Origin of the sequence: Bacillus sp. ISL-55 (assembly GCF_018613155.1) — a bacterium.
Classification (GTDB): Bacteria; Bacillota; Bacilli; order Bacillales; family Cytobacillaceae; genus Mesobacillus.
In genome coordinates, this window is record NZ_JAGGQU010000036.1 from 54496 (window position 1) to 76846 (window position 22351).

Sequence of the window (22351 nt, forward strand, 5' to 3'; positions counted from 1 at the left end):
TGTATACTTCCTGCAAAAATTGGAACCGCTTTCTAAAATTCAAATGCAGAATTTTTCATGTTTTTATAATATAATAAAAATAGGCTATAAAAAACAAATATATTCAGCTGCCTTTAAATATTTCATATTTCGGGTAAAGTACAATCAATTATTGGCGGCATGATCGGGGGATTGTTTTATGGTGAATAAAGTGGAGAAACTCAAAATCAATTATAAGACATTAGAAGAATTCAAGAAGTTCAAAGAGTATGGTCATCAGGAACTTTCGATGCTGGAGGACTTGGAAGCGAACATTGTTGAAAATGATAGCGATTCACCGTTCTACGGAATCTATTTCGGTGACAAGCTTGTTGCCCGTATGAGCCTTTACCAGGTCAAGAAGCAATTTGACCGCTATTTCGAGCCTCCCCAGGATTATCTTGAACTTTGGAAGTTAGAAGTGCTTCCAAATTACCAGGGCAAAGGCTATGGAAAAGCACTAGTTGAATTCGCGAAAAGCTATGGTCTGCCAATCAAAACAAATCCAAGAGTGAAATCTCAGGACTTCTGGGATAAAATGGGCTTCACGCCAGTTCATTATGATGTGGAGCGAGACCGTGGCGAGAACCCGCTTGTCTGGTATCCAGCAGGTGTAACTGAACAATTGCAATAATCTTTTTAAAAATAGCGCCTGCCGTTTCCGGCAGGCGCTTTTTATCATCTATTTTTCAACCTTCTCCAGACTTCCTTTTCCTTCAACCTGGAAGTTCATTTTTTGCTGCGGCTCCTCGACTTTAGGGCCTACTCTTTTTTTCGCACGCTCCATGATATCAATAAGGGCACGATAGTCTTCCTCCATGGAACGCAATTGTGTTCCTAATTTTTCATTTTCGGCAGACAAGTAATAGATTTGCTTTTCAAGCTCGCGGATTTTTTCTTTATTTACACCCTGGCTGTCTGCAACGCCCGCTTTTTCATAGAGATCATCAAGATATTGCTTTACTGCTTCTATGTTAAGGCTGGCTTGCTTTTCCTCTTGTTCAGAAGGACTTGTTGGCACTTCACTCACAGATGCCGCTGGCTCCTCTTCTCTCACCTGGGTCTTTGCCTGTTTTTTCGCTTCCTTCCGCTGTTTTTTCGCCAGCTCAATACCAGATTTATATTGTTTCCTCACATAGGAATTCCAGCGAAAACCACAAGCTGCTCCTGTCCTCGAAAGCTGCTTTCCTACTTCTTCAAACGCTTTCAGTTGCGTACCGCCTTCTCTGATATTTCGCAGTACAACTTCAGCAAGCAATAAATCTTCATCCTGTGACCAGGCATCCTGACGGGTTAATGGCATCAATAAATCCCTCCTATTGTTTTTTATTCATTCATATGCATCTAATAGGAAAGATAGACTGATAACACCTAATACCCTGCTAATTATTTTTATTTTTTTTGCTCATGAATTCGTCCACTTTTTTGTGGTGTGCGTCATCCTCCCAAAGAACAGCACATCTTGCAGCTTCTTCTTCCATCCTTTCTTTCATTGATAAAAGCTTCCATTTTTTATTCAACATTGTTTTATATTCTTCTAATACAGTTGTCTCTTTATCCAAGCTCCCACTCATAAATGAGAGACAGGCATCTATCGGATCATCTTTATAAATTTGATGGATGAACCCAAAATCCCTGAGTTCTTCAGCTGTGTGAATTTTTGCATCAAGGAGCATTTTCATCGCAATATTCTGCGGAAGTTTCTCTAAGAGGATCGATCCTCCTCCCCAGCCGGTTGTAATGGCGAGATTCCCCTGGACAAATCCCGCTTTCATTCCTTCTCTTCCTATCCGGAAGTCGCAGGCAGAAGCAATTTCACAACCTCCGCCTACAGCAGAACCATTCAGAATGGCAATCGTCGGTTTCGGCAGTACTAGGAGCTTATATAAAATACCCGCCATCCTTGAGAGCATCCCATAAGCCTGGGTCTCTGTTTTTAAAATGTGGAATGCGGATAAATCCCCACCAGAACAAAATGCCTGGTCACCTGCCCCTGTAATAGCAAAGACTTTAACATCATTTCCTGCAGCCATATCGATTGCTTTTTCAAGTCCGGACATTACTTCATAGTTTATGGCATTTCTCCTATCAGGCCTGTTGATCGTAAAAAATAGCACTCCGCTTTTTTCTTTTGAAATTATGTATGGATCCATTGTTTGCCTCCTATCATTCTCGTCCACTAAATTTTATCAATATTCTGTACATTTAAAAAGTGCTGGAGATGCTTGAGCAACTAAAATTAGCGGGTAAAAGAGTTTGCAGGAAAAACATGAATTTCACGCAAAGAACAAAAAGCGCAAGCGCCTCGTTCAGCCCCGACAAGCGCCGGAGAGCCGCCCAATGAAGTCGTTCTTTGACTTCAATGGGCGGATCGAAGCGACTCGAGGGGCTAGGCGCTGGAGCTGGATTAAGAAAACTACATGCAGTTATCCACACCTAAATAATTTTATAATTTCCTAAACAAAGAAAAAAGCACAGAGATGCGAATGCATCCTGTGCTTTTCCTTAGAAAAGATTAGTCGTTTACAACTTCTTTTCCTTTGTATGTTCCGCAAGCTTTGCACACACGGTGAGCAAGTTTCATTTCACCGCAGTTAGGGCATGCTACCATACCCGGAACTTGTAATTTAAAATGAGTACGGCGTTTTCTTTTCGCAGTTTTAGACGTTCTTCTAAATGGTACAGCCATTCTTCCCACCTCCTTAAAAGGAATAAGAAAGTTTATGAAGGCCAGTCCTTTTCTGGACCTCCACGCTCTTTTTTAATCGATTAGTCAGAGGAATCCTTAGAGTCCTCAAAGAATTTTGCAAGTCCGGCAAGTCGGGGATCAAGTTTTTCGGATTTCTCCTGTTCCTCGATTACTTCCCAATCCTTACCTGACTGGGGTGCGCCTTCTTGACCAGCGCTATCATCGCTGAATACTTGCATTGGAATTTCCACTAGCAAGATCTCTTTGATGATGGGTTCAAGATCAATGACATCGCCTGTTACTTGATGAACTTCCTCATCAGCCTCATAGTCGTGGCTGTTTAACATGAAAGTTTCAGTTGTTTCCACATCAATTGGATATTTTACATCAACCAGTGTCCGTGAACAAGGGAGAATTAGATGTCCATCAATCCGGATATGGAATGTCACGCGTGTGGCACTGATATCTGCCCTTCCAGTTAGATGGATGGGAGAAACCTCACGGATTGTTGGATCTGTTTCCTTTATCGAGTCCATTCGGACAAACTCGTCAATTAGAAAGTCCTTGTTTCGATGTTTTTGTATCTGACTTATTGTCCATTTCATAGAATCACCCCAAGGCAACAAAGGTAATTATAGCCCTTCGCGTAATCATTTGTCAATATTTTTTCTTTACACTATAATTTACATAAATACTGTAAATTAAACTTCAAGACAATGCAATACCCATCTTAACATGAAGGAGTACAAGAATGAAAGCAGTTGGCGTCGTTGTTGAATATAATCCTTTCCATAATGGCCATTTATTCCACCTGCAACAGGCAAAGAAACAATCTGGGGCAGATATTTCGATTGCAGCGATGAGCGGGAACTTCCTTCAGCGCGGAGAACCTGCACTTGTCTCAAAATGGGCAAGAACAAAGATGGCTCTCGAAGCAGGCGCAGATATCGTGTTTGAACTTCCCTATCGTTTTGCGACACAGCATGCGGAAACTTTTGCAGAAGGGGCAGTATCGATTCTTTCTGCTGCTGGTTGCGATACTCTTTGTTTTGGCAGTGAATCAGGTGATTTGGATGCCTTTAATAAAACAATCACCTTTCTTGAAGAAAACAATGAAAAATTCCAGGAGAGAATAAGATTTTACACCGGAGAGGGGTTTAGTTACCCAAAATCAATCTCCCTCAGCTTTCAATCTCTTGCACCAGATGAAAGTTTTATCGATATTTCAAGGCCTAATAACATCCTCGGACTTCATTACATACAGGCAATCATCAGGCAAAAAAGCTCAATGAAAGCTAAAACGATCACCAGAAAGAACGCCGGTTACCATGATGAGCATTTTGCTTCCGCCACGATTGCCAGTGCTACGAGCATACGCAAAGCCCTATTTGGAGCTGCAGGAGAAATAGATAACATTAAGCAATACGTACCAGAATCGACGTACGAACAGCTTATTAACTACAGAGATCAATATGGCGGTTTCCATTCATGGGAAAATTACTGGCCATTATTGAAATACAAATTGCTCCAAAGCAATCCATCAGAAATTGGGGGCTTCTATGAAGTAGAAGAAGGGCTTGAAAACAGATTACTTGCCGCTGCTGCTTCCTCAGAATCATTCCAGCAATTCATGGAATATATCAAAACCAAGCGTTATACATGGACAAGGCTGCAGAGAGTCTGCCTTCATATTTTAACCAATACTCGCAAAGACACCATGAAAACGAACCAAAAAACAGCTAATTATTTGCGGTTATTGGGGGCAACAGAAAAAGGACGTTCCTATCTGAACACTATGAAAAAGGATTTCAGTCTGCCACTCGTATCAAAGCTTTCCGGATTTACTGATCCAGATATCGAGCTGGATATTAAAGCATCTAAGATCTTTGCTCTTGGCCTAAGTGGCCAGGGACAGGAACAGCTGCTTTCTGAAGAGTTCGGCCGGCCTCCTATCATGTTGAAATCATGAGAAGGACAGAACTCCTAAAAAAAAGAAAAATCAAGCTGGTCTCAGCTTGATTTTTCTTTTAGGCTCTTTTCTCAAAATTTGTTACTATTTGACTACAAAATAGGATTTAATGACCTATTTTTCTTCGTAAAGTAGACCCTTTTGTGAGAAAAGAGCATGCATACTTAGTACCGACCTACAAAATGGGTATATATTACGTTAAAATCGGCTTTAGGATTTTAACAACATTTTTTACGAAATCAGCCTTCTTTTAAATTTTCCAGATAGGATACAGCTTCCTCAAAAGTATCTACAGGGACTATTTTCATTTTCGTCTCAATATCCTTAGCAGCGATCAGCGCCTCTTCATAGTTCGAGCCCTTCGCACCTTTTTCAAACGGAGCAAGGAAAATTTCTGCACCTGCCTTATCTGCAGCTACTACTTTCTGCTGGATCCCGCCGATTCGTCCCACTGTTCCATCCGAACTCATAGTTCCTGTACCAGCTATTTCATAACCTTTTGTCAAATCTTCCTCGATCAATTGATTGTAGATTTCGAGTGAGAACATGAGTCCAGCAGATGGACCACCGATTTCATCAGATTGGACTGTCACATCTGGCTCAACTTGAATTTCCTTGTCATCAACAAGCTGTATTCCTACCACCGGCCGGTCGCTTCCATCATCAAGTGCCTTTAGAGGTATTTTAACTGAATCTGACTTTCCATTTCTTTTATAGGAAAGCTCGACGGTATCACCTGGTTTTTTTGAACTGACATATTCAATGAATTCTTCAGATGAGTCAAATTCCTTATCATCCACCTGGAAAACTAGATCGCCAGGCATAAGTTTGCCTTCAGCCGGCATCCCTTCCATTATCCTTAACACATAAACTCCCTTATAGGTGTAGTCAACTGGTTTACCTGCTTTTTTATAGGCCACCTCTATTGCCGATGTCTTCGAGTTATCCATCATGTGCAGCTGGCGGATATTGTATTCTTCATCAGACTCATTATCCCCCCTGATATCTTCTACAGGATAGATTTCCTGATACTTGCTCAGCTTGGCAATGATATAGGCATATATATTCGCTCTGCCCATCCTGACTGTCGTAAGCATGAAGCTTCCTTCCTCATCGTACCCGTCTTCAACCTCGACGATTGGTTCCAGCTCCTTAGCCATTCCCGGTTTGGTAACATAGTAAGGCAAGTAATAAAGAGCACTGGCCATTAATAATATAGCTGCCAATATAGACAGAGATATAGACTTTTTTCTGCTCATTCTGATTGAGGCTCCTTCCATTGATCAATGCACTTTTTTATCTTATCGATGTGCTTTTTTGCTTCTTCTTCGCCAATCGCAATAATGTCTTCTATATTAGTGAATGCTTTGGAATTAAACATTTCGACCGGAGGCCTGAGCATTACATCGGAAGCGATCTCTCGATTTGAGACCAGCTCCATTTGCATAATATCGATACTCTGCATGATTACATCGAAAATCGAGGTAACATCCTCGTTCTTTTTCACGCTGGATACATCAACTGCGATTACAATATCTGCTCCCATTTCCTTTGCTACTGATACAGGAATCCGGTCAACAACTCCGCCATCAACGAACAGCCTTCCATCCAGCTTTTCCGGGACAAAAATACCCGGAATTGCGATGCTAGCTCTTACAGCTTCCGCCACAGGTCCTTTTTTAAAGACGACCTTCTCCCCTGACATCAGGTCTGTGGCAACAATGCCAATCGGGATATCCAGTTCCTCGATCATTTTTCCATGGGTGAAAATCCTGATGAGCTCTTTAACCCGTTTCCCTGCGATAAATCCCATCTTTGGCACCGTAAAATCAAGATAATATTTCCGTTTGAACACACGCGATAGTTTATAGAGACGGTCGACGTCAAGGCCCGCACCGTAAAATGATGCTACCAGTGCACCCATGCTGCTTCCGGCAATCAAATCAATTGGGATGCCTTCATCTCTTAAAACTTTTATGACACCCAGATGGGCAAATCCCCGTGCTCCACCTGACCCTAGAGCTAAACCAATCTTTGGACTTGCCAAAGCTTTTTCCTCCCTTAAAACCATGATTTTTTCGGGTACAGACTAAACTTGGTCTAATTTGAAGTTCAGCGAGTATATTGATTTATATGAGGACAAGGCTGACAACTAATCGTTATTTATGTATTTTTCTAAACCAAATAGTCAGTTGAATTAAGTTGAAATCATTACAGGTCCTTCCACATATATGGCTGTATGGAAGGTACATAGAATCGGAAGATAAATGGAAAATAACCCCTCTGGTGAGTTTCCTTCTATTTTACCATTGATTTAAAAAAGTTTCACAGCAAGAACGCAGGAAGGAGGATATTTAGGTGATCAAATCCAGAATAAAAACAATTTTCCTTGCAGCCTCCGTCACTTTTCTGGCTGCTTCACTCATTTCTTTTCCACAGCAATCCTTTGATGCTTCAATTAGAGGCTTGAATATGTGGTGGGAAATTGTCTTTCCCTCACTCCTTCCTTTTTTCATCATTTCAGAAATGCTGATTGGATTCGGTGTGGTTCGTTTTATTGGTGTTTTGTTGGAACCTCTGATGAGGCCGCTGTTCAGGGTACCTGGTGTTGGAGGTTTTGTCTGGGCAATGGGCATGGCTTCCGGCTTCCCTGCTGGAGCAAAACTGACAGCCCGAATGCGCCAGGAAGGGCAGCTATCTAAAATTGAAGCAGAGCGGCTTGTATCGTTTACTAATTCATCGAATCCGCTTTTCATTTTTGGCGCTGTGTCAGTCGGCTTCTTTTATAATGTTCAGCTCGGTGTTATTCTGGCCCTTGCCCATTATCTTGGAAACATCAGCGTTGGATTGATTATGAGGTTCTATGGCAGAAGTGAAGAAAATGCCACAAAGGAAAAGGAACGAAACCTGACGATCAGGGATGCGTTTGCTGCCTTGCACAGGACAAGGATAAAAGACAATCGTCCGATAGGAAAACTGCTGGGTGACGCTGTGATGTCTTCCATCCAGACCTTGTTAATGATCGGCGGGTTCATTATCTTATTCTCAGTTATTAACAAACTATTATTCCATCTTCACATCACATCATTTCTGGCTGAATTCCTTGAAGTTATTCTCGTGATGCTCGGCATGACTGAAATGCTTAGCTTGCCATTCATTTCAGGCCTTTTTGAAATTACTCTCGGCAGCCAGATGACCAGCCAGATCCAGGAAGCTACCCTGATGCACCAGGCTGTTATAACCAGCTTCATACTCGCCTTCAGCGGTTTTAGTGTCCAGGCTCAGGTTGCCAGCATTCTTGCCCAGACAGACATCCGCTTTCAGCCCTTCTTTTTTGCAAGGATCATTCACGGCATCTTTGCAGCATTCTATGCTTTCATTTTATGGAAGCCGGTTTATGTACGCTTTTTTGAGGATGGCCAGCCATCCAATGCTTTGCCGGTAATGGAATATCTTACTTCGGAAGGCAGCCGCCTGGCAGCAGCGCATAATATGCTCACCACAGCCGGACCGCTTATTACAATCGGCAGTTTGATCATTTATGTATGGCTGCTGGGAAACCGTATACTGAAAGAAAAATAACGGGCAAATTACTGCCCGTTATTTCTCTTCTTCGCTATTGAATTTTTCAAGTAATGCTTCTTTAACTTCGCGAGGAACTAATTCAGAGATATCCCCATCATACTTTGCAACCTCTTTGACAATACTTGAACTCAAGAAAGAATACTGGTTGTTTGTCATAATGAAGAAAGTCTCGATTTTATCACTCAACACTCTGTTCATTGATGTGATTTGCATTTCATACTCAAAATCCGAAACAGCTCGCAAGCCCCTGATAATGGCATCAGCGTTGACGCTCTCTGCATAATCGACCAGCAATCCCTGGAATGAATCCACCTTTACATTCGGGATGCTCTTTGTCACTTGTTCAATAAGTTCAATTCTTTCTTCTACAGAAAACAATGGTTGTTTTGAAGAATTATTCAAAACCACTACATAAAGCTCATCGAATACCTTTGCTGCCCTTGTGATGATATCCAAATGCCCCAATGTAATCGGGTCGAAACTGCCCGGACACACAGCCACTCTTGCCACTTATACTTCCCCCTCATCTGCAGCATCAACTTTATAAAGAGTAATTCCTATGATTCCATATTTTTCGTACCTTGTCTGCACAAGTCTTCCTACCTTTTCCGGCAGAGTGATATCAGAAGCATGCTCACAGACAATCAGACCATCATGATGAATAAGTCTCTCTTTATCAATCGTTTCCAACAGCTTGACCAGCTGTTGTTTTTTATAGGGCGGATCCAGGAATATATAATCGAACGTTAAGTCTCTTTTTTGTATTGCTTTCAAAGCCCTGACAGCATCATTTCGGTATACTTCTGCCTTTTCTTCCAACCCGCATGATTTAAGATTTTCATTGATAATATGTATCGCCTTGCCTTCACGGTCGACAAAAATCACTTTATCCAGACCCCTGCTCAGAGCCTCGATCCCAAGGCCTCCGCTTCCAGCAAATAAATCCAGTCCCAACCCTTCTGTAAAATAAGGGCCAATCATATTGAACAGCGATTCTTTTACTTTATCAGTAGTAGGTCTTGTGGACGTTCCGGGTACCGCTTTCAAAACGCGGCCCTTCAAATCACCAGATACAACTCTCATATTATGTACTCCTCAATCTTGTAGCTTTTTCTTCATGTAAATTACTCCCTTATCCTACCACACATATAAAAAATTAACCAAATAAGTGTATATCCCTTCCTAATGTGGAAATAATGATGATTAACAACATCAATTTGAGGATGTTGTTGCCAACCGCGGAGAAGACTTACGTTTCCCCATAAGTTCTTCCTCCGGTTTCTCCTCTCCCTTTGCCTTCTATCCTGTTAAAGGGATATAGAAGGACCCTGCAGAAACTGCAGGGCTTTTTTTTTGCCTAAATATCGTTCTTATAAAACTTATAATGCAAGGGTAATCGATTCTTCACTTTCCAAAACCTGCACTTTAAAAATCGCATCTAACCAGTGCTTTTCTAAATACCATTCCCCATTCAGGTTCTGGAATGGATTTTCAAGGAGCCCGAAAGTTTGGCCTTCATGATTGAATGTTTTATTCTTTACGTTGAAGTAGAACGTGTTGTTCGCAGATGTAATTTCGAGTGTTGTAAAATCAGGTCCTATTGTTGATTTATAGCCTAAAGCATTCATAGTCGGCTCTAAAGGAAACAGATATTGATCTCCTTTGATGACAACTGCCAGCTCTTCCTTTTTATCTCCATTCACTATGACGCTTCTTGCGTCTGTAAAAAGCAATGGGAAAATTCCTCGCCTTTCTTGCCTGTTCATTGAAAAAAAGTCCGTTTCCATCCCTTTGATTGAAGACAGGTATCCATCAAACGAGTTGCTATCAAGATGCCCTCGCTTGGAAAAATAGGCGATAAAAGCAGCTATTTCTTCTGCAGTCAAATTTCCTTCCAACTCTTCAACCATCGCCCTGCTCTTTTCATTTACTGGCTCCTGCTTTGTCACCAGTGAAGCTAATGCCTCAAGAATCCACCCTTCTGTTCCCTCGCCGGAGCTAAACTTTGAAGACATAAATGCAATTGCCATTTCTTGCTCAAACTCTTTATGAGTCAACTCATCCCCTGCCAGCAGCAGTCCGTTACCGCGAACAGTCCTTTGGCCATCGATGGTCACGACAGATAAGTGGTTATCAGAAAAGGGTTCAATACTTTCAAACTTGTAAATAACCTGTTCCTTATCGGTGGTATAATAATCAATTCCCTTTTGCCCTGATAGTTCGATAAGGGGCTCTTCCTGCCAATATAGCGATGGAGTTGAACTTACCCCTTCAAAAACATAATAGTGCAGCAACTCCGTTTGCTTATAGCCTTTCAACGGAAGTCCGGCAACCCAAGTGCCCCTGCTAAAATATTGGTCTACTAACTCGATTCTTGTCTTTTGGATCGCCGCATCCTTCAGAACAATCATCCAATCATTCAAGAGTATCGAAAGTCCGGAGCCGGATTTTATCGTGTAGTCAAAATGTATCTTATTCCCTCTTGGTTTATGCCCTTCCTCGCATGTATTCCCATCTCCATCTGTGCAATCGACCTCTATTGCCTGCGAAGGGATGACTGCATGATAATTCTGGTCCATAGCAAGATTTTCAAATGTCTGCTTCACTCGAAGCTCGTTCTGTTCCACTTTTACCGTTGCAGTGATAGATATATCTCCCTCTGATTCAGCTGTTTTTTGCTTGTTTTGTTGAAAAGCGCTCCATTGCCAAATGACAGCTGTGCAAATAATTATGAATAATCCTGTGGTCAACAGGAAAGAAATTTTCCTCATTGAATTACTCTCCAATCTCTACTACTAATAAAATAGCAAATACAGTGCTCGAGAGTAAGATAAAATTTTAAAATTCCGAGAAAAAACAAGTATGACATCCACTTCAATTTTCCGACCACAAATGGTAAAGTATGATGGAATGATAAGTTGGAAGGGGTAATTCAGATTGATTCAGCGTTTTATCGAGCTTGGAGAAGGATATTCAGACCTTTACGAATTGATAGAAACTGCCAGGGCAAACCAGCATCGATTGATGCACCTGATGGCAATTCATACTAAAATAAATGAAAAAGATGTAAGCTCCCTTGTCGTTGTGCTAAAGCCAACGGATCCAGGGAAATTCCAGGCGCTATATGTCTGCAGAGAGGGCATCCCAAGCCCACATGTCCTTAAGAACAAACGCTTCGAGATGTTTGTTGAATTAGCTGCTGAACTGGATAAAACCATCATCGAATTTGATGCTAAACCATCAACAATGTTCGCCGAAAAAGAACTCTACTATCAACACCTTATTGGAATTTTAAGACTGAACCACTATATACCACCACTTCAATAACGCAAAAGAACAAAAAGCGCAAGCGCCTCGTTCAGCCCCGACAAGCGCTGGAGGGCCGACCAGTGAAGTCGTTCTTTGACTTCATTGGGCGGACCGAAGCGACTCGAGGGGCTAGGCGCTGGAGCTGGATTAAGAAAACTTCATAAAGTTATCCACACCTCAATAAATTTTAAATTCCTTAACCATAAAAAAGGTGAGGATTCCCTCACCTTTTTTGCTGACATATGCTTTTTTTCTATATTCCCATCTTATAATCATATTCTTTTGCCTTATCAGGGGAAGAGTTTTCGAATTCCATCTTTAAGAATGGTTTATAGGAAGGTTCCACCTTTTTAACAAACGAATATGAACTGATTTTTTCCATCAGTGCCTCTGCCTCATCGAGATTGCAGTAAATCACTGCATATTTCAGTTTCTTCGAGACAAAATGAACATTTCCAAATCTTCTGAGCATCTTGGCCTGCTTTAATGAATACAGCCAGACGATGATTCCCTGCCTCTGTCCTATCATATTCTTTTCCCCTTCGGTAAACGTTTGCTTTGTACTAGTCTAGCACACAAAAACCAGTTTTTTCAATAATCAATCCCATTTAACCCAGGCAAAAAATCACAATTGTGCTAAATCAAAAGAAAAAAGCATGGGATCCCCATGCTTTTTGTCGTTAATCTAAGCAGAGCACCCACAGCTTCCTCCGCTGCCACAGCCGCCTCCGCAAGAGCTTTCGAAGAATGGATTTCCTGTAGGAACCTTCACGCTCTCTGAAACGGATCTGCCGATGATCACACTAACCTCATCAAGCAGGCTCTGTAAGTCATTTTCCGCTTTCTTGAATTCGGCAATAACCTCATCCATGTCCAGCGCTCTTTTAACAATCCGGATTTTGCCCATAACTTCCTTGTAGTCAGGATGGTACTTTCCGAAACGCTGAACCTCTTCATAGCGTTCCTTCATGTCCACAAATTCACGAACCTTCGTTTGTGTCTCCGGATTATTTTTAACATTATATAAACATTCCCGATAATACTCGGCAATATCAGATTGTAAAATCATGCTGACTAACTGTTCAGCTTCTTCCAACAATAGTACTCTTTCTGATGTAACAGCAAGCAATGCTGGCTCACCTCCGAACCTCATTTTACCATGAAACTGCCAGAAAAGCTAAACTTTCCAGCCGTCATCATCTAAAAGCTCTGGCATGCCTGCATAGTCCACCTCTAAAAGCTGACAAAGCTTTCCTCATTCAGAAGAAAGCTTTGTCATGATTGGGAATTCATGCTTGAGAACATGTGCATCATCATCGATGCCATCTGGACATTGTTGGAGAACTTCTGAACCTTATGCGGGATCGTTTTTTCAAAATGGTGCAGCGCGGCGATCTGCGCAGAATAAATTTCCCTTGGGTCCCTGCTCAGCTTCCTGTACCAGTGGGGCTGGGCTCGGACGAACTCTATCAGCTCTTTATTCGTTCGTAATTGCTCCATGACATCTTTACGCATTGTTAGCCTCCATTCTAATCCTGCCTGAATGAGAAAGGATGTGCAGGGCCTGAACTTTTAGATGCCTGTTGCCCCCCTTTGCTTCCCTGGAACTGGGAAAGCACTCCCTGGATCGCCCCGAGTGCCTGGCTTATATTATGGATTTGTCCTTGAACCTGTTCAGGATCCATATTTTTAACAGCACCCATGATCGTCCCTATCCAATCGGTTTTCTTTTCTTCGCCTTTTTCGTCCTTATCATTGTTGCTCTTCTTGGTCCATTTGGGATCATCCTCACCAAGCAAGTACCAATCTTCGTACATTTCCTGCCAGGTCGTATTCCCCTTCCTGACTTCCTGCACGAGCTCAGGGTGGGCTTTCACGAACTCCTTGAACTTTTCAACAGAGGGATGAAGTTTCTTTTTGGCCATAGCTTTCACCTCACAGTGTAACAAATGCCTATAATAGCATATGAAAATCATCATTATTGGTGAAGGATTTCAGAAGTCAACCTTGTGCGTTAAAAGAGCCAAAGTGTTAAAATAATAATCAGATTATAAGAAGGCTTTTTTACAATAATGTTATTCTTACGAAATAATAGGAACAGAGCCATTCAGAAAGAGGTAATAGTATAGTGGAAAAAGAATTGCAACAGCTTTTAGATGAATGCATCTCGTTATCAGGAGAGAAGGAACTTGAAGTCCTCAAAACGGTACTATCCGGTGTCAAAAATAAATTAAACGGTAAAAACAGTACGTATATCGATGGCCTTCTGCATATGGATAGAAGACTCGATCCTGAAACTTGTGAAATTGATATTCCGGTTACACATGTACTTGATAATACCCTTGGCATCGTACATGGCGGTTTTACCGCCACGATACTAGACACGGCAATGGGCACACTTGCGAATAAGCTGCTGCCAGAAGGTTATGCAGCTGTCACGTCACAGATTAACATCCATTATCTTGCGCCAGGGATCGGAGACAATCTTCATTGTAAAGCCACGCTGATCCATCAAGGAAGAAGTACGGTTGTCCTTGAAGCTGATGTATTCAGGTCCGATGGCAGAAAGATTGCTCACTCTTCAGGAAGCTTCTTTGTTGTAAAAAAACAGCATAAATAAGGTGATCATGAATGGTTACAGCAATTGTGATTCCGATCGTCCTTGCCTACTTTTATTGGTTGACGAAAAAAGAAATGCAGGCGAATTTTCAGGAATGGATCAAACTGGAGAACATTCCTGAGGAAGCGATTGTAAGCGGAAAAATCATAGAGGTTAATGAATACAGAGAACGGTTTTATTATCATCGTTTTAATCATATAACGGTCTTAAGGATTAACACTGGCATAAAGGAGATCACCGTCAAAAAGGTGACTCCATTGAGAAAAGGGGCAGTTCCACCTCGATTCAAAGAAGGGGAAATGGTTCATCTATACGGCAATTGGAAGCAGGGTTACTTTTCAATCAGTAGGACAATAAGAAAAGCGTAAGCGCCTTGGACCTAAAGCCTGTACAATTCTCAAAGTGAAATCGATACTTTCTATCTTGAAAGCAGAGCGAAGGAGCATGACCATTTGGTCCATGCTCCTTCACTGTACATAAGAATTATAAAAAATAGCAATTACTGTTGTTGCTCCCACATCTTCAAGAAGTTCTGTGTATAATGCATCTGATACACACCCACTCCAAGATGTGAAAATTCCTCATTCAATAACGCCTCACGGTGGGATTCACTATTCAGCCATCCCTCGACAACTGCTGGTCCATCTGTATAATTAGCTGCGATGTTTTCTCCTGCCACTTCGTACAAAATCTCCGCTGCATTTAGCCTTTCCGATAAGTCTCCAAATTTCTCCGACTCATGTGAAAAATAATCTTCAATTGCCATATCCTTGCTATGTGCATATGCGACTTCTGCTGTTTTTTCATCCCACTCCAGCGTTGGCAGTTCATGTCTTAATCTGATTGTATTAGTAATGTCCAGAATCTGTTTTTCGAGACCAGCCTCAATCCTGACCCAATCTCCTTCTGATAACACAGGCGGTTCTAACAGAGTCCCCCTGTAAACCATTTCATATGGACGCTGCTTGACGATTGTTTCCTTGTCCATATATCGGATGCTTGAGACAGAACTAGTGAATTTATCAATATAAAGCTGAACAAAGTATTCACCCATTTTTATAATGGGTCTTGTGTTCATATCCTGCTCGGAAAGCTCGAATTTGTAGGAACTTCCATTATATTCAAACGTAACATCAGGCTCAATCACGTTCATTGAAAAGATTTCTTCGATTGGCTGTCCAATTTTAAAAGGATGTACATTTACCGAGGCGCCAATCCCGTATGCGGTCACAACCTTACCGTTCAGGACACCAGCCTGGATATATTGGCCAAGGTCGTTGTTAAAAATCCACCAATGGAAGCCATAGGCTGAAAGGTCTACCCTGGATGGTTCTCCTAATGTAGCCTTAAGAGATTCGATATCCTTCCCTAATAGGGAACCAACTCCCTGTCCAGGCTGGTCAATGCCCTCACTAATATTTTGTTCAGCGATATCCTTGTCGAGAGATTCATCCTCTTTAGGGGCCGACTTCTGTTCAATTACCAATTCGTTAGTATCTTCCTTGTTATATCCCATGTATAAACCAATAAGTAAAAAGATTGCAGCAAAAATTAAAATCCTAAAAATAGTTCGCAGGTAGATCCCCCCTTCTTTTGAGTATGGCAAGCCAAACTGATGTGAGTCAAAAGACACTATTCTCTCTATCACTATATGAGTGATTTTTGAAATTATTATATCATTTATAGGGTTCTTTTTAATAGAAGTGTTCTTTCAGATTCAAAAAAAATCACCTAATTAACATCATTGCCATATTTCTTGATATTTCTTGATTAACTTACTTTTAACATACGGCCTGCTTATTGTAAAATCAAATAACAACTCTTACAGAATGTACGGACAATTGGAGTTAGAATGATGATAAAAAGGCACCCATTTGAGTGCCTTTCACTATTGCATGTGGTTTCCAGGCTCTGAGATTTCTGATAGAGCATGTTGTGCCTGTTCGTCTGTCATTTCATTTACAGCAAAGTCACCAAGCGCTACAATTCCTACTAATTTATCACCTTCAACTACTGGCAGCCTTCTTATTTGATGTTCTGCCATAAGCTTGGCTGCATCTTTCGTGGACATATCCGGTGTCGCTGTGACCAGGTGATCACTCATTACCGTCTCAACCTTGGAAGACGGTGGATGTTTTTCTGCTATTCCTCTAATGACAATATCCCGATCGGTGATCATGCCTACGAGTTTATCCTTGTCAACAATAGGTATGGATCCAACATTCCATTCCTTCATTTTGACTGCCACTTCGAATACATTGTCCAATAAAGTACATGTTTCCACATCACTGGTCATGATTTCTCGGATTTTACGCACTTTTCATTTCCTCCTAAATCAAAGATTGCTTACTCACCGTTAGGGTTGCCCGGATCAGGCTAATTATTCCATCAATAAATTAATTCTAATTTAGTCTTCAGTTTCCTCATGCAAAACAGAAAGAGTGAAAGCAGATAAAATTCACTTTTATATTCATTGCAACTTAAGCATATTTTTACTATTATTAAATTTGAGATATAATCTATTTTAGGCGATATTACTGCAGTGTGTTTTTAGGAGGGAATAGGATGAAATTCGAAAATACAGGTATTGAAAACCTGAAGGCGGACTTGAACCGTCTTGATGAGGTTATGTTAGAGCACGGTCTAGTGCGTGAGGGTCAATGGGACTATGAGCGAGTAACGTATGACAAAAAGCTTGTGGTTAAAGAAGGCACATTCTATTTGCGTGTCCAGGGCTATGTTCATGAAGGTGACGTCGGAGCACATAAAGCGATCATTCAGCTGATGACTCCATTGCTTGGCAAACATTATTATCCCCATGGCGTTGAATATGGTGAAGGTGAACAATTCCCGAAAGCTCTTGTCAGCCAGTGCGAAAAGCTTTTAAACGATGTAAAAGCAGAAGTAGAGAAATTCGCACTTTAATTTGAAAAGCGCAAGCGCCTTGGTCAGTCCCGACAAGCGCTGGAGGGCCGACCGGTGAAGTCGTTCTTTGACTTCAGTGGGCGGACCGAAGCGACTCGAGGGACTAGGCGCTGGAGCTAGACAATTCTCGAAGTGTATTTTAATACTTTCTTATTTCATTAAAAAAGACGCATTCAATGCGTCTTTTTTACATTAATGCCCGTTATGATGACATCAATCTCTTTAGGTAAAAAGGAAGTAAGCAGCACTATCTCCTCTTCTATGTTTTTCTGAAGCTCAGTGGCATTTAGAAGGATTGAGTACTCCCCAATAATAGTGTTAACATATACTTTTATTCTTACGTAACCCTGATCAAGTTCAACGATTACTCCATTGTCAACAAATGTATTTCTTCGCAATCGAGAAATCCTGGTTTTTACCCCCGACTGTTGAAAAAAGACATTTTCATTTATGTTAGCATGGACAATTGCACATACTGCACGGCATACCTCTCTATTTTGCTGGGGCATGATTTTTCCTGCCTTATTCATTGCCTCACCCCTAAAAGTTAAGGATCGAAACCTGATGTCCATAAGCATACATAGAGATGAAATAGCGAACTAACGTTATTAAAGTGAATCCGTCAGCATAAAAATCAGCAAAGTTTACAAAAACACATGGGTTATAGCTGATTTTTGTTGTTTCTTATATTAAATGCGTACTATAATTTAATTGTTAAGGAATTTTTTGCTCTTTTTTAAAATATAAGGCTTAAGTGCCCTTAATAAATGCTTTTTAGAGGTATATACTCTTCATGAGTATAGAAAGGAGTTTCACTTGTCCGGTATTTTTACTAAACGAACTATCATTATTGCATTAATCATCGTCGCCGTCGCAGCAATTCTTTATATTATCCTTCCGGTATCCATCCCTTTGATTGCTGCTTTGATTACCGCCCTTTTTCTCGAGCCTGCAGTGGTTTACTTTCAGAAAAGATTCAAGAGTGGGCGGCGCCTGGCAGTATTGGCAATTTTCCTCCTGTTTGTATTGCTCATCATGGTTGCAGGGTATTTCCTGACCACAACAGCAATCACCGAGGCAATTGACTTAATTGATAATACTCCAGTCTATATAAATGAAATTACGAATGCCTGGTATATGGCAGAAAATAATTTTGTTGAAGCTGCCAATGACCTGCCGAGGGAAGTAGTAACCGAAATAAGCAACCGGGCAGAGGACTTTCTCAATAAACTTAAGAATGACATGATTGCATTTATCAATATAGATAATTTGAAGGCACTGCTGACCTACATCCCGAATTTCCTGATCAGCTTCCTTGTCTATTTGATTGCCCTGTTTCTTTTCTTGCTGGAGCTGCCATCTTTAAGGCAAGGTGTATACGGTCATTTAAAAGAAAGAACTGCAGACAAAGTACATTTCATGACATCTCGACTTTCTTATGTTGTATTTGGTTTTTTGAAAGCACAATTTTTGGTGAGTGTGATCATTTTCATCGTTGCCCTCATTGGGTTGCTTTTCATCACTCCGGAATACGCAATTGTCATGGCGGCTATCATCTGGCTGATCGATTTTATCCCGCTGATCGGCTCCATCGTCATATTGGCTCCATGGTCAATCTTCCATCTGGCGACAGGGAATGTAGCCCTCGGAACCCAACTGGCGGTCCTGGCGGTTATTCTACTGATTATCAGGCGTACAGTCGAGCCTAAGGTAATGGGCAGCCATATAGGCCTATCTCCACTATCTACACTGATTGCCATGTATCTTGGACTGAAATTATTCGGCTTCATGGGCTTTGTCATTGGACCATTGCTCTTGATTGGATTCAATTCAGCCAAAGAAGCTGGCATTATAAAATTCAAATTTAAGATTTAAGCATGGAAAAACCCCGGTTGGCTTGTCACCCGGGGTTTATTGCATTTGTATAAAATTAAAAGAAATCATAAAAGAATGGCTTAAATGTCGGTAATGCCTGCTCCAGCTCCTCGACTTCATTGATGTCTCCCCTGAGCAGTTTTAACTCAAATAATTCAAGGGGACGTTTATAGCCGAATAACATGGCCGTTAAAGTGTTGATGTTCAATTGCAGTCCGCGCTTTGGAGCAGTTACACATGTACCCCCTTCTTTCACAGGGTGGAATGCAACTCCTTCCTGCCCTATTATATAAGTCCCTGTATTCCAGGGAGCAGCGGCATCATCCAGATGAAGAAACACATTTTCCCCATCAGTGCGGGTGCTAAAAGGATAGGTAGTTAATGCTTTCTCTGCATTGACAATTCTGCCCATGAAATATGGATAAACTTCAGTTTTGAGCTTCGGCTCCTTTAAAAAGTAAGGGAAAGGATCATGGACTGATAACAGTACTTCCACTCGATCTGCCATTGAATCATGCTGGCAAATGAAATTCCACAGTCCTTTTCTCGCTTCATGGGTTAGGGAAACATATTCCTCCACCTTCATTACATTTTCTTTAATCTCGTATAACAGGTATCCTGAAGCTTCATTTTTTGAATCATAATAAACAGCTGCTGTTTGTTCGCCGTATATACTGGTGCGCCACCATTCCGGATCTCTTGCTAACATCGCGCTATGCATAGCTGCATATTGCTCATAGACCCTCTCGATATCCAATGTGTGATTCTTCTCTGTATGTCGTTTAATTTTTCCTGGTTGTCTATCTACAGGTTTTAGATCTATTTTATCAATAGTTATCTTCCTGTTGTCAGAAATGACCTCCCAGCCAAACCTTCTATAGAAATCGATCTGGAATGGATGAAGGAATGAAACAATATCTTCTTTTTCATTCATATCCTCCAGTGCCTTTTTCATCAAGGCATTTACATGCCCTTTCCGTCTGTGCTCAGGATAGGTAGCAACACCTGCAATACCGCCCATTTTCCAATCCTGTTGCCCCAGCTTCACTTTCAAAGAGAGAATATGCAATTTGGAAGCAAGCTCTTCTCCTTCAAAGATTCCTAGCAGGCGATGTTTCTTAAGGGTCTCCAATCGTTTAGGAATATCACTATCAGGCACTTTATACTGAAATGCATACATTGATAAATTCATTGAATCCAGATAATGTTCTTCTGATAAAACTTTAATATCCAAGCAAATACAACCTCCTTTATACAATCTAATAGATTCGCCTGTAAAAGCAGGAATACCTTCTAACAACAAAAAAACATTGCTGTAAGCAATGTTTCTTAGTCTGTTATGTTCCGAGTATTGCTTTGATGACTGAAGTTGTTTCTCCGCCTTTGTAGAAAACATATAGAAGCAGGTAAACTGCAACCCCCGTGATACCAGTAAAGAACCAGATAACACTGGTGACAGGTCCAAGTTTACGATGACGCTCCAGCCTGTTTTTATATCCCGTGTAAAGTGAAATGATTCCAAGGACTGCTCCGATAGTTGCAAGTGTTATATGGAAAATCAGGAACAGTGTGTAATAAATCTTGATATCATCCGGTCCTCCAAAGGATGTGTTTCCGATGAAGATTGTCCTTGATGCATAAATGACAAAGAATATGATTGCGAAGATTCCAGCTAGCGTCATGGTCTTGCGATGCTGATCAATCTTTCTTTGTTTTATTTGGGCCCAGCCAATTGCCACAGTAATCGCACTTAAAACAATAAATGTAGTGCTGATTGTCGGCAGAATCGGTAAATTAGACATATATGTACCTCTCAATCATTATTTCTCCATAAGGTTAATTGTAGGTGACCTGTCTCTTTTTTTCAATCTTTGATTGCTTTAAACTGATAATTTTTTTGCCGGAGTGAAAAGTCTTATTAAACAACAAAAAGCTCCCAAAAAGGAAGCTTTTGAAATCATTATTACTTTACTGGCTGTGGCGCGCTCGCAAGATTGATCGCATCCTGTTCAGCCTGATGATCCTCTTCATTTCGGAACCATTGGAAGAACGCATATCCCAGGAAGACACCGTAGACGATTTCCTGGATGACCTTCATGATTACTCCTCCAAGCTGCTGATCATGCAGAAGCGAAATCGAACTGAAGGTTTCCGGACCGCTGAGATCCAGGCTTGAAAGCATCGTAGGCGGTACACATAATTTCAAAGCTTCGCCCCATGCATTTGGGTCAGAAAAAGTTGCATACATTGGTGTATCGGCAAAGATGATTAAAGCACATGCTGGTGTAATTAAAACACCGTCAGCAAATATATACCCCATCTTCTTAACACCAGACAATGTCTGATACTCTTCCAATTTATTGACAAGAGGCCACCACATGAACATCGCGAGTATGAATAACACCGATGTGTAACCTGCATGCAGCCACATATCTGTTTTAACAAAATCAAAAATCAATGGAATATGGTAAATCGAGAATATTCCATTAAACATGATCAAGGCAATAAGCGGCTTTGTGAAGAAGCGAAATAGCGGATCGACTATTGGAAGTGATAAAAACGATCTCCAAAGCCAATCAGGCAAGCCGAAAATCAATAATGGAGGTACGACAAGGTAAAGTACTGCCATTTGGATCATATGCATATAAAAGGTTATATGCGCCATCAGATCCACAGGAGAACCTTTAATTATATACAGCACGATAACAGCAGATGTAAAATAAACAGCCTGCTTTCGTGTTGCTGGTACACCTTCCTTGAAACGATCATAGTACTTGAAGACAACTAGATAATATGCAACTAATAGAGCTGCCATCACCAGAAAATATACTGGACTCCATAGTGCTCTGAATCCAAATATATCTAGAGTAAGCATCGTAATTCACCCCGTCCTGTTTAAGAACTTTACTTTCATTATACTTCCAAAGGTATGTTACTTCAATAAAACGGTTCTGCCATTAAATGTTAGTATACTCGCTGACATAGAAAAAATCGGCTATACGCCGATTTTTTCTTTGGTAATATTACCACCAGATAATTGTTGTGAATGCCAGGATTGTTACAGCTCCTACAACGACTCCAGAATAAAGGAACAATGAAGGTGCTTCATGCCCTTTGTGACTCATGTGCATGAAATAGTATAGCTGGAAGATTACCTGAATCACAGCAAGCAGAAGGATGAACGGAACTGTGAACCAGCCTGAGAATCCTTCATATCCAACTGCAACGAAAGCAACAAGTGTCAAGAAAATCATCAATGCGAAGGAAACGATTTGGTATCTCATCTCTTCGGCGCTTTTCTTGCGACGATATTCGACGTCCACTCTTGGGTTCCCTGAACTTGGTTGTTGATTAGCCATCA

At 41.1% G+C, this 22351-nt stretch carries 28 protein-coding genes; 8 read left to right on the forward strand and 20 right to left on the reverse strand.

Annotated features, from left to right (window positions below; translation table 11 throughout):
- The first annotated feature begins 178 nt into the window (after positions 1-178).
- On the forward strand, positions 179-652 hold the full coding sequence (locus J7E32_RS16965; RefSeq protein WP_102262095.1) for an N-acetyltransferase: 474 nt from the start codon (positions 179-181) through the stop codon (positions 650-652).
- Between the two features lie 48 nt (positions 653-700).
- On the opposite strand, the gene J7E32_RS16970 is transcribed toward J7E32_RS16965, so the two are convergent.
- The 4 genes from J7E32_RS16970 to J7E32_RS16985 all read right to left on the reverse strand — a co-directional run bounded on the left by J7E32_RS16970 (position 701) and on the right by J7E32_RS16985 (position 3312).
- Positions 701-1321, reverse strand: coding sequence for an RsfA family transcriptional regulator (locus J7E32_RS16970; RefSeq protein ID WP_214909680.1), 621 nt, complete (start codon positions 1319-1321; stop codon positions 701-703).
- A 79-nt stretch (positions 1322-1400) separates the two neighbouring features.
- Positions 1401-2171: an enoyl-CoA hydratase/isomerase family protein gene (locus J7E32_RS16975; protein WP_214909682.1), complete on the reverse strand. Its 771-nt coding sequence runs from the start codon at positions 2169-2171 to the stop codon at positions 1401-1403.
- Positions 2172-2533: 362 nt separating this feature from the next.
- Positions 2534-2707, reverse strand: a complete 174-nt coding sequence (gene rpmF / locus J7E32_RS16980) for a 50S ribosomal protein L32 (RefSeq protein ID WP_023615018.1) — start codon at positions 2705-2707, stop codon at positions 2534-2536.
- Positions 2708-2787: 80 nt separating this feature from the next.
- Positions 2788-3312: a YceD family protein gene (locus J7E32_RS16985; protein WP_041965521.1), complete on the reverse strand. Its 525-nt coding sequence runs from the start codon at positions 3310-3312 to the stop codon at positions 2788-2790.
- A 146-nt stretch (positions 3313-3458) separates the two neighbouring features.
- On the opposite strand from J7E32_RS16985, the gene J7E32_RS16990 reads away from it, so the two are divergent.
- Positions 3459-4676 (forward strand): nucleotidyltransferase, encoded by a 1218-nt coding sequence (locus tag J7E32_RS16990; protein ID WP_214909684.1) that lies wholly within the window; start codon positions 3459-3461, stop codon positions 4674-4676.
- A 239-nt stretch (positions 4677-4915) separates the two neighbouring features.
- Here J7E32_RS16990 and J7E32_RS16995 read toward each other — a convergent pair whose 3' ends face one another.
- Complete coding sequence (locus tag J7E32_RS16995; protein WP_214909686.1) at positions 4916-5935, reverse strand: SepM family pheromone-processing serine protease; 1020 nt, start codon at positions 5933-5935, stop codon at positions 4916-4918.
- Positions 5932-6747: a patatin-like phospholipase family protein gene (locus tag J7E32_RS17000; protein WP_214909693.1), complete on the reverse strand. Its 816-nt coding sequence runs from the start codon at positions 6745-6747 to the stop codon at positions 5932-5934. Before J7E32_RS17000 ends, J7E32_RS16995 begins: the two co-directional genes overlap by 4 nt.
- Before the next feature lie 287 nt (positions 6748-7034).
- On the opposite strand from J7E32_RS17000, the gene ylbJ reads away from it, so the two are divergent.
- On the forward strand, positions 7035-8258 hold the full coding sequence (gene ylbJ, locus J7E32_RS17005) for a sporulation integral membrane protein YlbJ (RefSeq protein ID WP_214909695.1): 1224 nt from the start codon (positions 7035-7037) through the stop codon (positions 8256-8258).
- A gap of 18 nt (positions 8259-8276) precedes the next feature.
- Here ylbJ and coaD read toward each other — a convergent pair whose 3' ends face one another.
- The 3 genes from coaD to J7E32_RS17020 form a co-directional block, all read right to left on the reverse strand.
- A complete protein-coding gene (gene coaD / locus J7E32_RS17010; protein WP_214909702.1) occupies positions 8277-8771 on the reverse strand; it encodes a pantetheine-phosphate adenylyltransferase in 495 nt (164 codons plus the stop codon).
- Positions 8772-9344, reverse strand: coding sequence for a 16S rRNA (guanine(966)-N(2))-methyltransferase RsmD (rsmD, locus tag J7E32_RS17015; protein WP_214909709.1), 573 nt, complete (start codon positions 9342-9344; stop codon positions 8772-8774).
- Positions 9345-9640: 296 nt separating this feature from the next.
- A complete protein-coding gene (locus tag J7E32_RS17020; RefSeq protein ID WP_214909711.1) occupies positions 9641-11032 on the reverse strand; it encodes a stalk domain-containing protein in 1392 nt (463 codons plus the stop codon).
- 166 nt (positions 11033-11198) lie between these two features.
- Between J7E32_RS17020 and J7E32_RS17025 the strand changes: the two genes are divergently transcribed.
- On the forward strand, positions 11199-11588 hold the full coding sequence (locus J7E32_RS17025; protein ID WP_214909713.1) for a DUF7147 family protein: 390 nt from the start codon (positions 11199-11201) through the stop codon (positions 11586-11588).
- A 235-nt stretch (positions 11589-11823) separates the two neighbouring features.
- On the opposite strand, the gene J7E32_RS17030 is transcribed toward J7E32_RS17025, so the two are convergent.
- The 4 genes from J7E32_RS17030 to ylbD all read right to left on the reverse strand — a co-directional run bounded on the left by J7E32_RS17030 (position 11824) and on the right by ylbD (position 13495).
- Positions 11824-12099, reverse strand: coding sequence for a YlbG family protein (locus tag J7E32_RS17030; RefSeq protein WP_102262083.1), 276 nt, complete (start codon positions 12097-12099; stop codon positions 11824-11826).
- A 156-nt stretch (positions 12100-12255) separates the two neighbouring features.
- A complete protein-coding gene (locus tag J7E32_RS17035; protein ID WP_214909715.1) occupies positions 12256-12723 on the reverse strand; it encodes a YlbF/YmcA family competence regulator in 468 nt (155 codons plus the stop codon).
- Between the two features lie 122 nt (positions 12724-12845).
- Complete coding sequence (locus J7E32_RS17040; RefSeq protein WP_214909717.1) at positions 12846-13085, reverse strand: YlbE-like family protein; 240 nt, start codon at positions 13083-13085, stop codon at positions 12846-12848.
- Positions 13086-13099: 14 nt separating this feature from the next.
- Complete coding sequence (ylbD, locus tag J7E32_RS17045) at positions 13100-13495, reverse strand: YlbD family protein (RefSeq protein ID WP_214909719.1); 396 nt, start codon at positions 13493-13495, stop codon at positions 13100-13102.
- 203 nt (positions 13496-13698) lie between these two features.
- Here ylbD and J7E32_RS17050 point away from each other — a divergent pair, with 203 nt between their 5' ends.
- Positions 13699-14190: a PaaI family thioesterase gene (locus J7E32_RS17050; protein WP_214909721.1), complete on the forward strand. Its 492-nt coding sequence runs from the start codon at positions 13699-13701 to the stop codon at positions 14188-14190.
- Between the two features lie 11 nt (positions 14191-14201).
- Positions 14202-14558 (forward strand): hypothetical protein, encoded by a 357-nt coding sequence (locus tag J7E32_RS17055; protein ID WP_214909723.1) that lies wholly within the window; start codon positions 14202-14204, stop codon positions 14556-14558.
- A gap of 131 nt (positions 14559-14689) precedes the next feature.
- Here the strand turns inward: J7E32_RS17055 and J7E32_RS17060 are convergent, their stop codons facing one another.
- Both J7E32_RS17060 and J7E32_RS17065 read right to left on the reverse strand, forming a co-directional pair.
- A complete protein-coding gene (locus J7E32_RS17060) occupies positions 14690-15706 on the reverse strand; it encodes a CAP domain-containing protein (protein WP_214909725.1) in 1017 nt (338 codons plus the stop codon).
- A 372-nt stretch (positions 15707-16078) separates the two neighbouring features.
- Positions 16079-16507: a CBS domain-containing protein gene (locus J7E32_RS17065; protein ID WP_214909727.1), complete on the reverse strand. Its 429-nt coding sequence runs from the start codon at positions 16505-16507 to the stop codon at positions 16079-16081.
- A gap of 248 nt (positions 16508-16755) precedes the next feature.
- Between J7E32_RS17065 and J7E32_RS17070 the strand changes: the two genes are divergently transcribed.
- Positions 16756-17115 (forward strand): YugN family protein, encoded by a 360-nt coding sequence (locus tag J7E32_RS17070; protein WP_214909729.1) that lies wholly within the window; start codon positions 16756-16758, stop codon positions 17113-17115.
- A gap of 173 nt (positions 17116-17288) precedes the next feature.
- Here the strand turns inward: J7E32_RS17070 and J7E32_RS17075 are convergent, their stop codons facing one another.
- Complete coding sequence (locus J7E32_RS17075) at positions 17289-17645, reverse strand: Asp23/Gls24 family envelope stress response protein (RefSeq protein WP_214909731.1); 357 nt, start codon at positions 17643-17645, stop codon at positions 17289-17291.
- Between the two features lie 286 nt (positions 17646-17931).
- Here J7E32_RS17075 and ytvI point away from each other — a divergent pair, with 286 nt between their 5' ends.
- Positions 17932-18990 (forward strand): sporulation integral membrane protein YtvI, encoded by a 1059-nt coding sequence (gene ytvI, locus J7E32_RS17080; protein ID WP_214909739.1) that lies wholly within the window; start codon positions 17932-17934, stop codon positions 18988-18990.
- 55 nt (positions 18991-19045) lie between these two features.
- On the opposite strand, the gene J7E32_RS17085 is transcribed toward ytvI, so the two are convergent.
- The 4 genes from J7E32_RS17085 to ctaF all read right to left on the reverse strand — a co-directional run bounded on the left by J7E32_RS17085 (position 19046) and on the right by ctaF (position 22349).
- A complete protein-coding gene (locus J7E32_RS17085; RefSeq protein WP_214909740.1) occupies positions 19046-20224 on the reverse strand; it encodes a GNAT family N-acetyltransferase in 1179 nt (392 codons plus the stop codon).
- A gap of 103 nt (positions 20225-20327) precedes the next feature.
- Positions 20328-20792 carry a DUF420 domain-containing protein gene (locus tag J7E32_RS17090; protein ID WP_214909742.1) on the reverse strand — a complete coding sequence of 155 codons (465 nt, stop codon included), beginning with the start codon at positions 20790-20792 and terminating at the stop codon, positions 20328-20330.
- A 161-nt stretch (positions 20793-20953) separates the two neighbouring features.
- Entirely contained in the window at positions 20954-21865 is a 912-nt protein-coding gene (gene ctaG / locus J7E32_RS17095; protein WP_214909749.1) for a cytochrome c oxidase assembly factor CtaG, read from the reverse strand.
- Between the two features lie 148 nt (positions 21866-22013).
- Positions 22014-22349: a cytochrome c oxidase subunit IVB gene (ctaF, locus tag J7E32_RS17100; protein ID WP_214909751.1), complete on the reverse strand. Its 336-nt coding sequence runs from the start codon at positions 22347-22349 to the stop codon at positions 22014-22016.
- Positions 22350-22351: the final 2 nt, after the last annotated feature.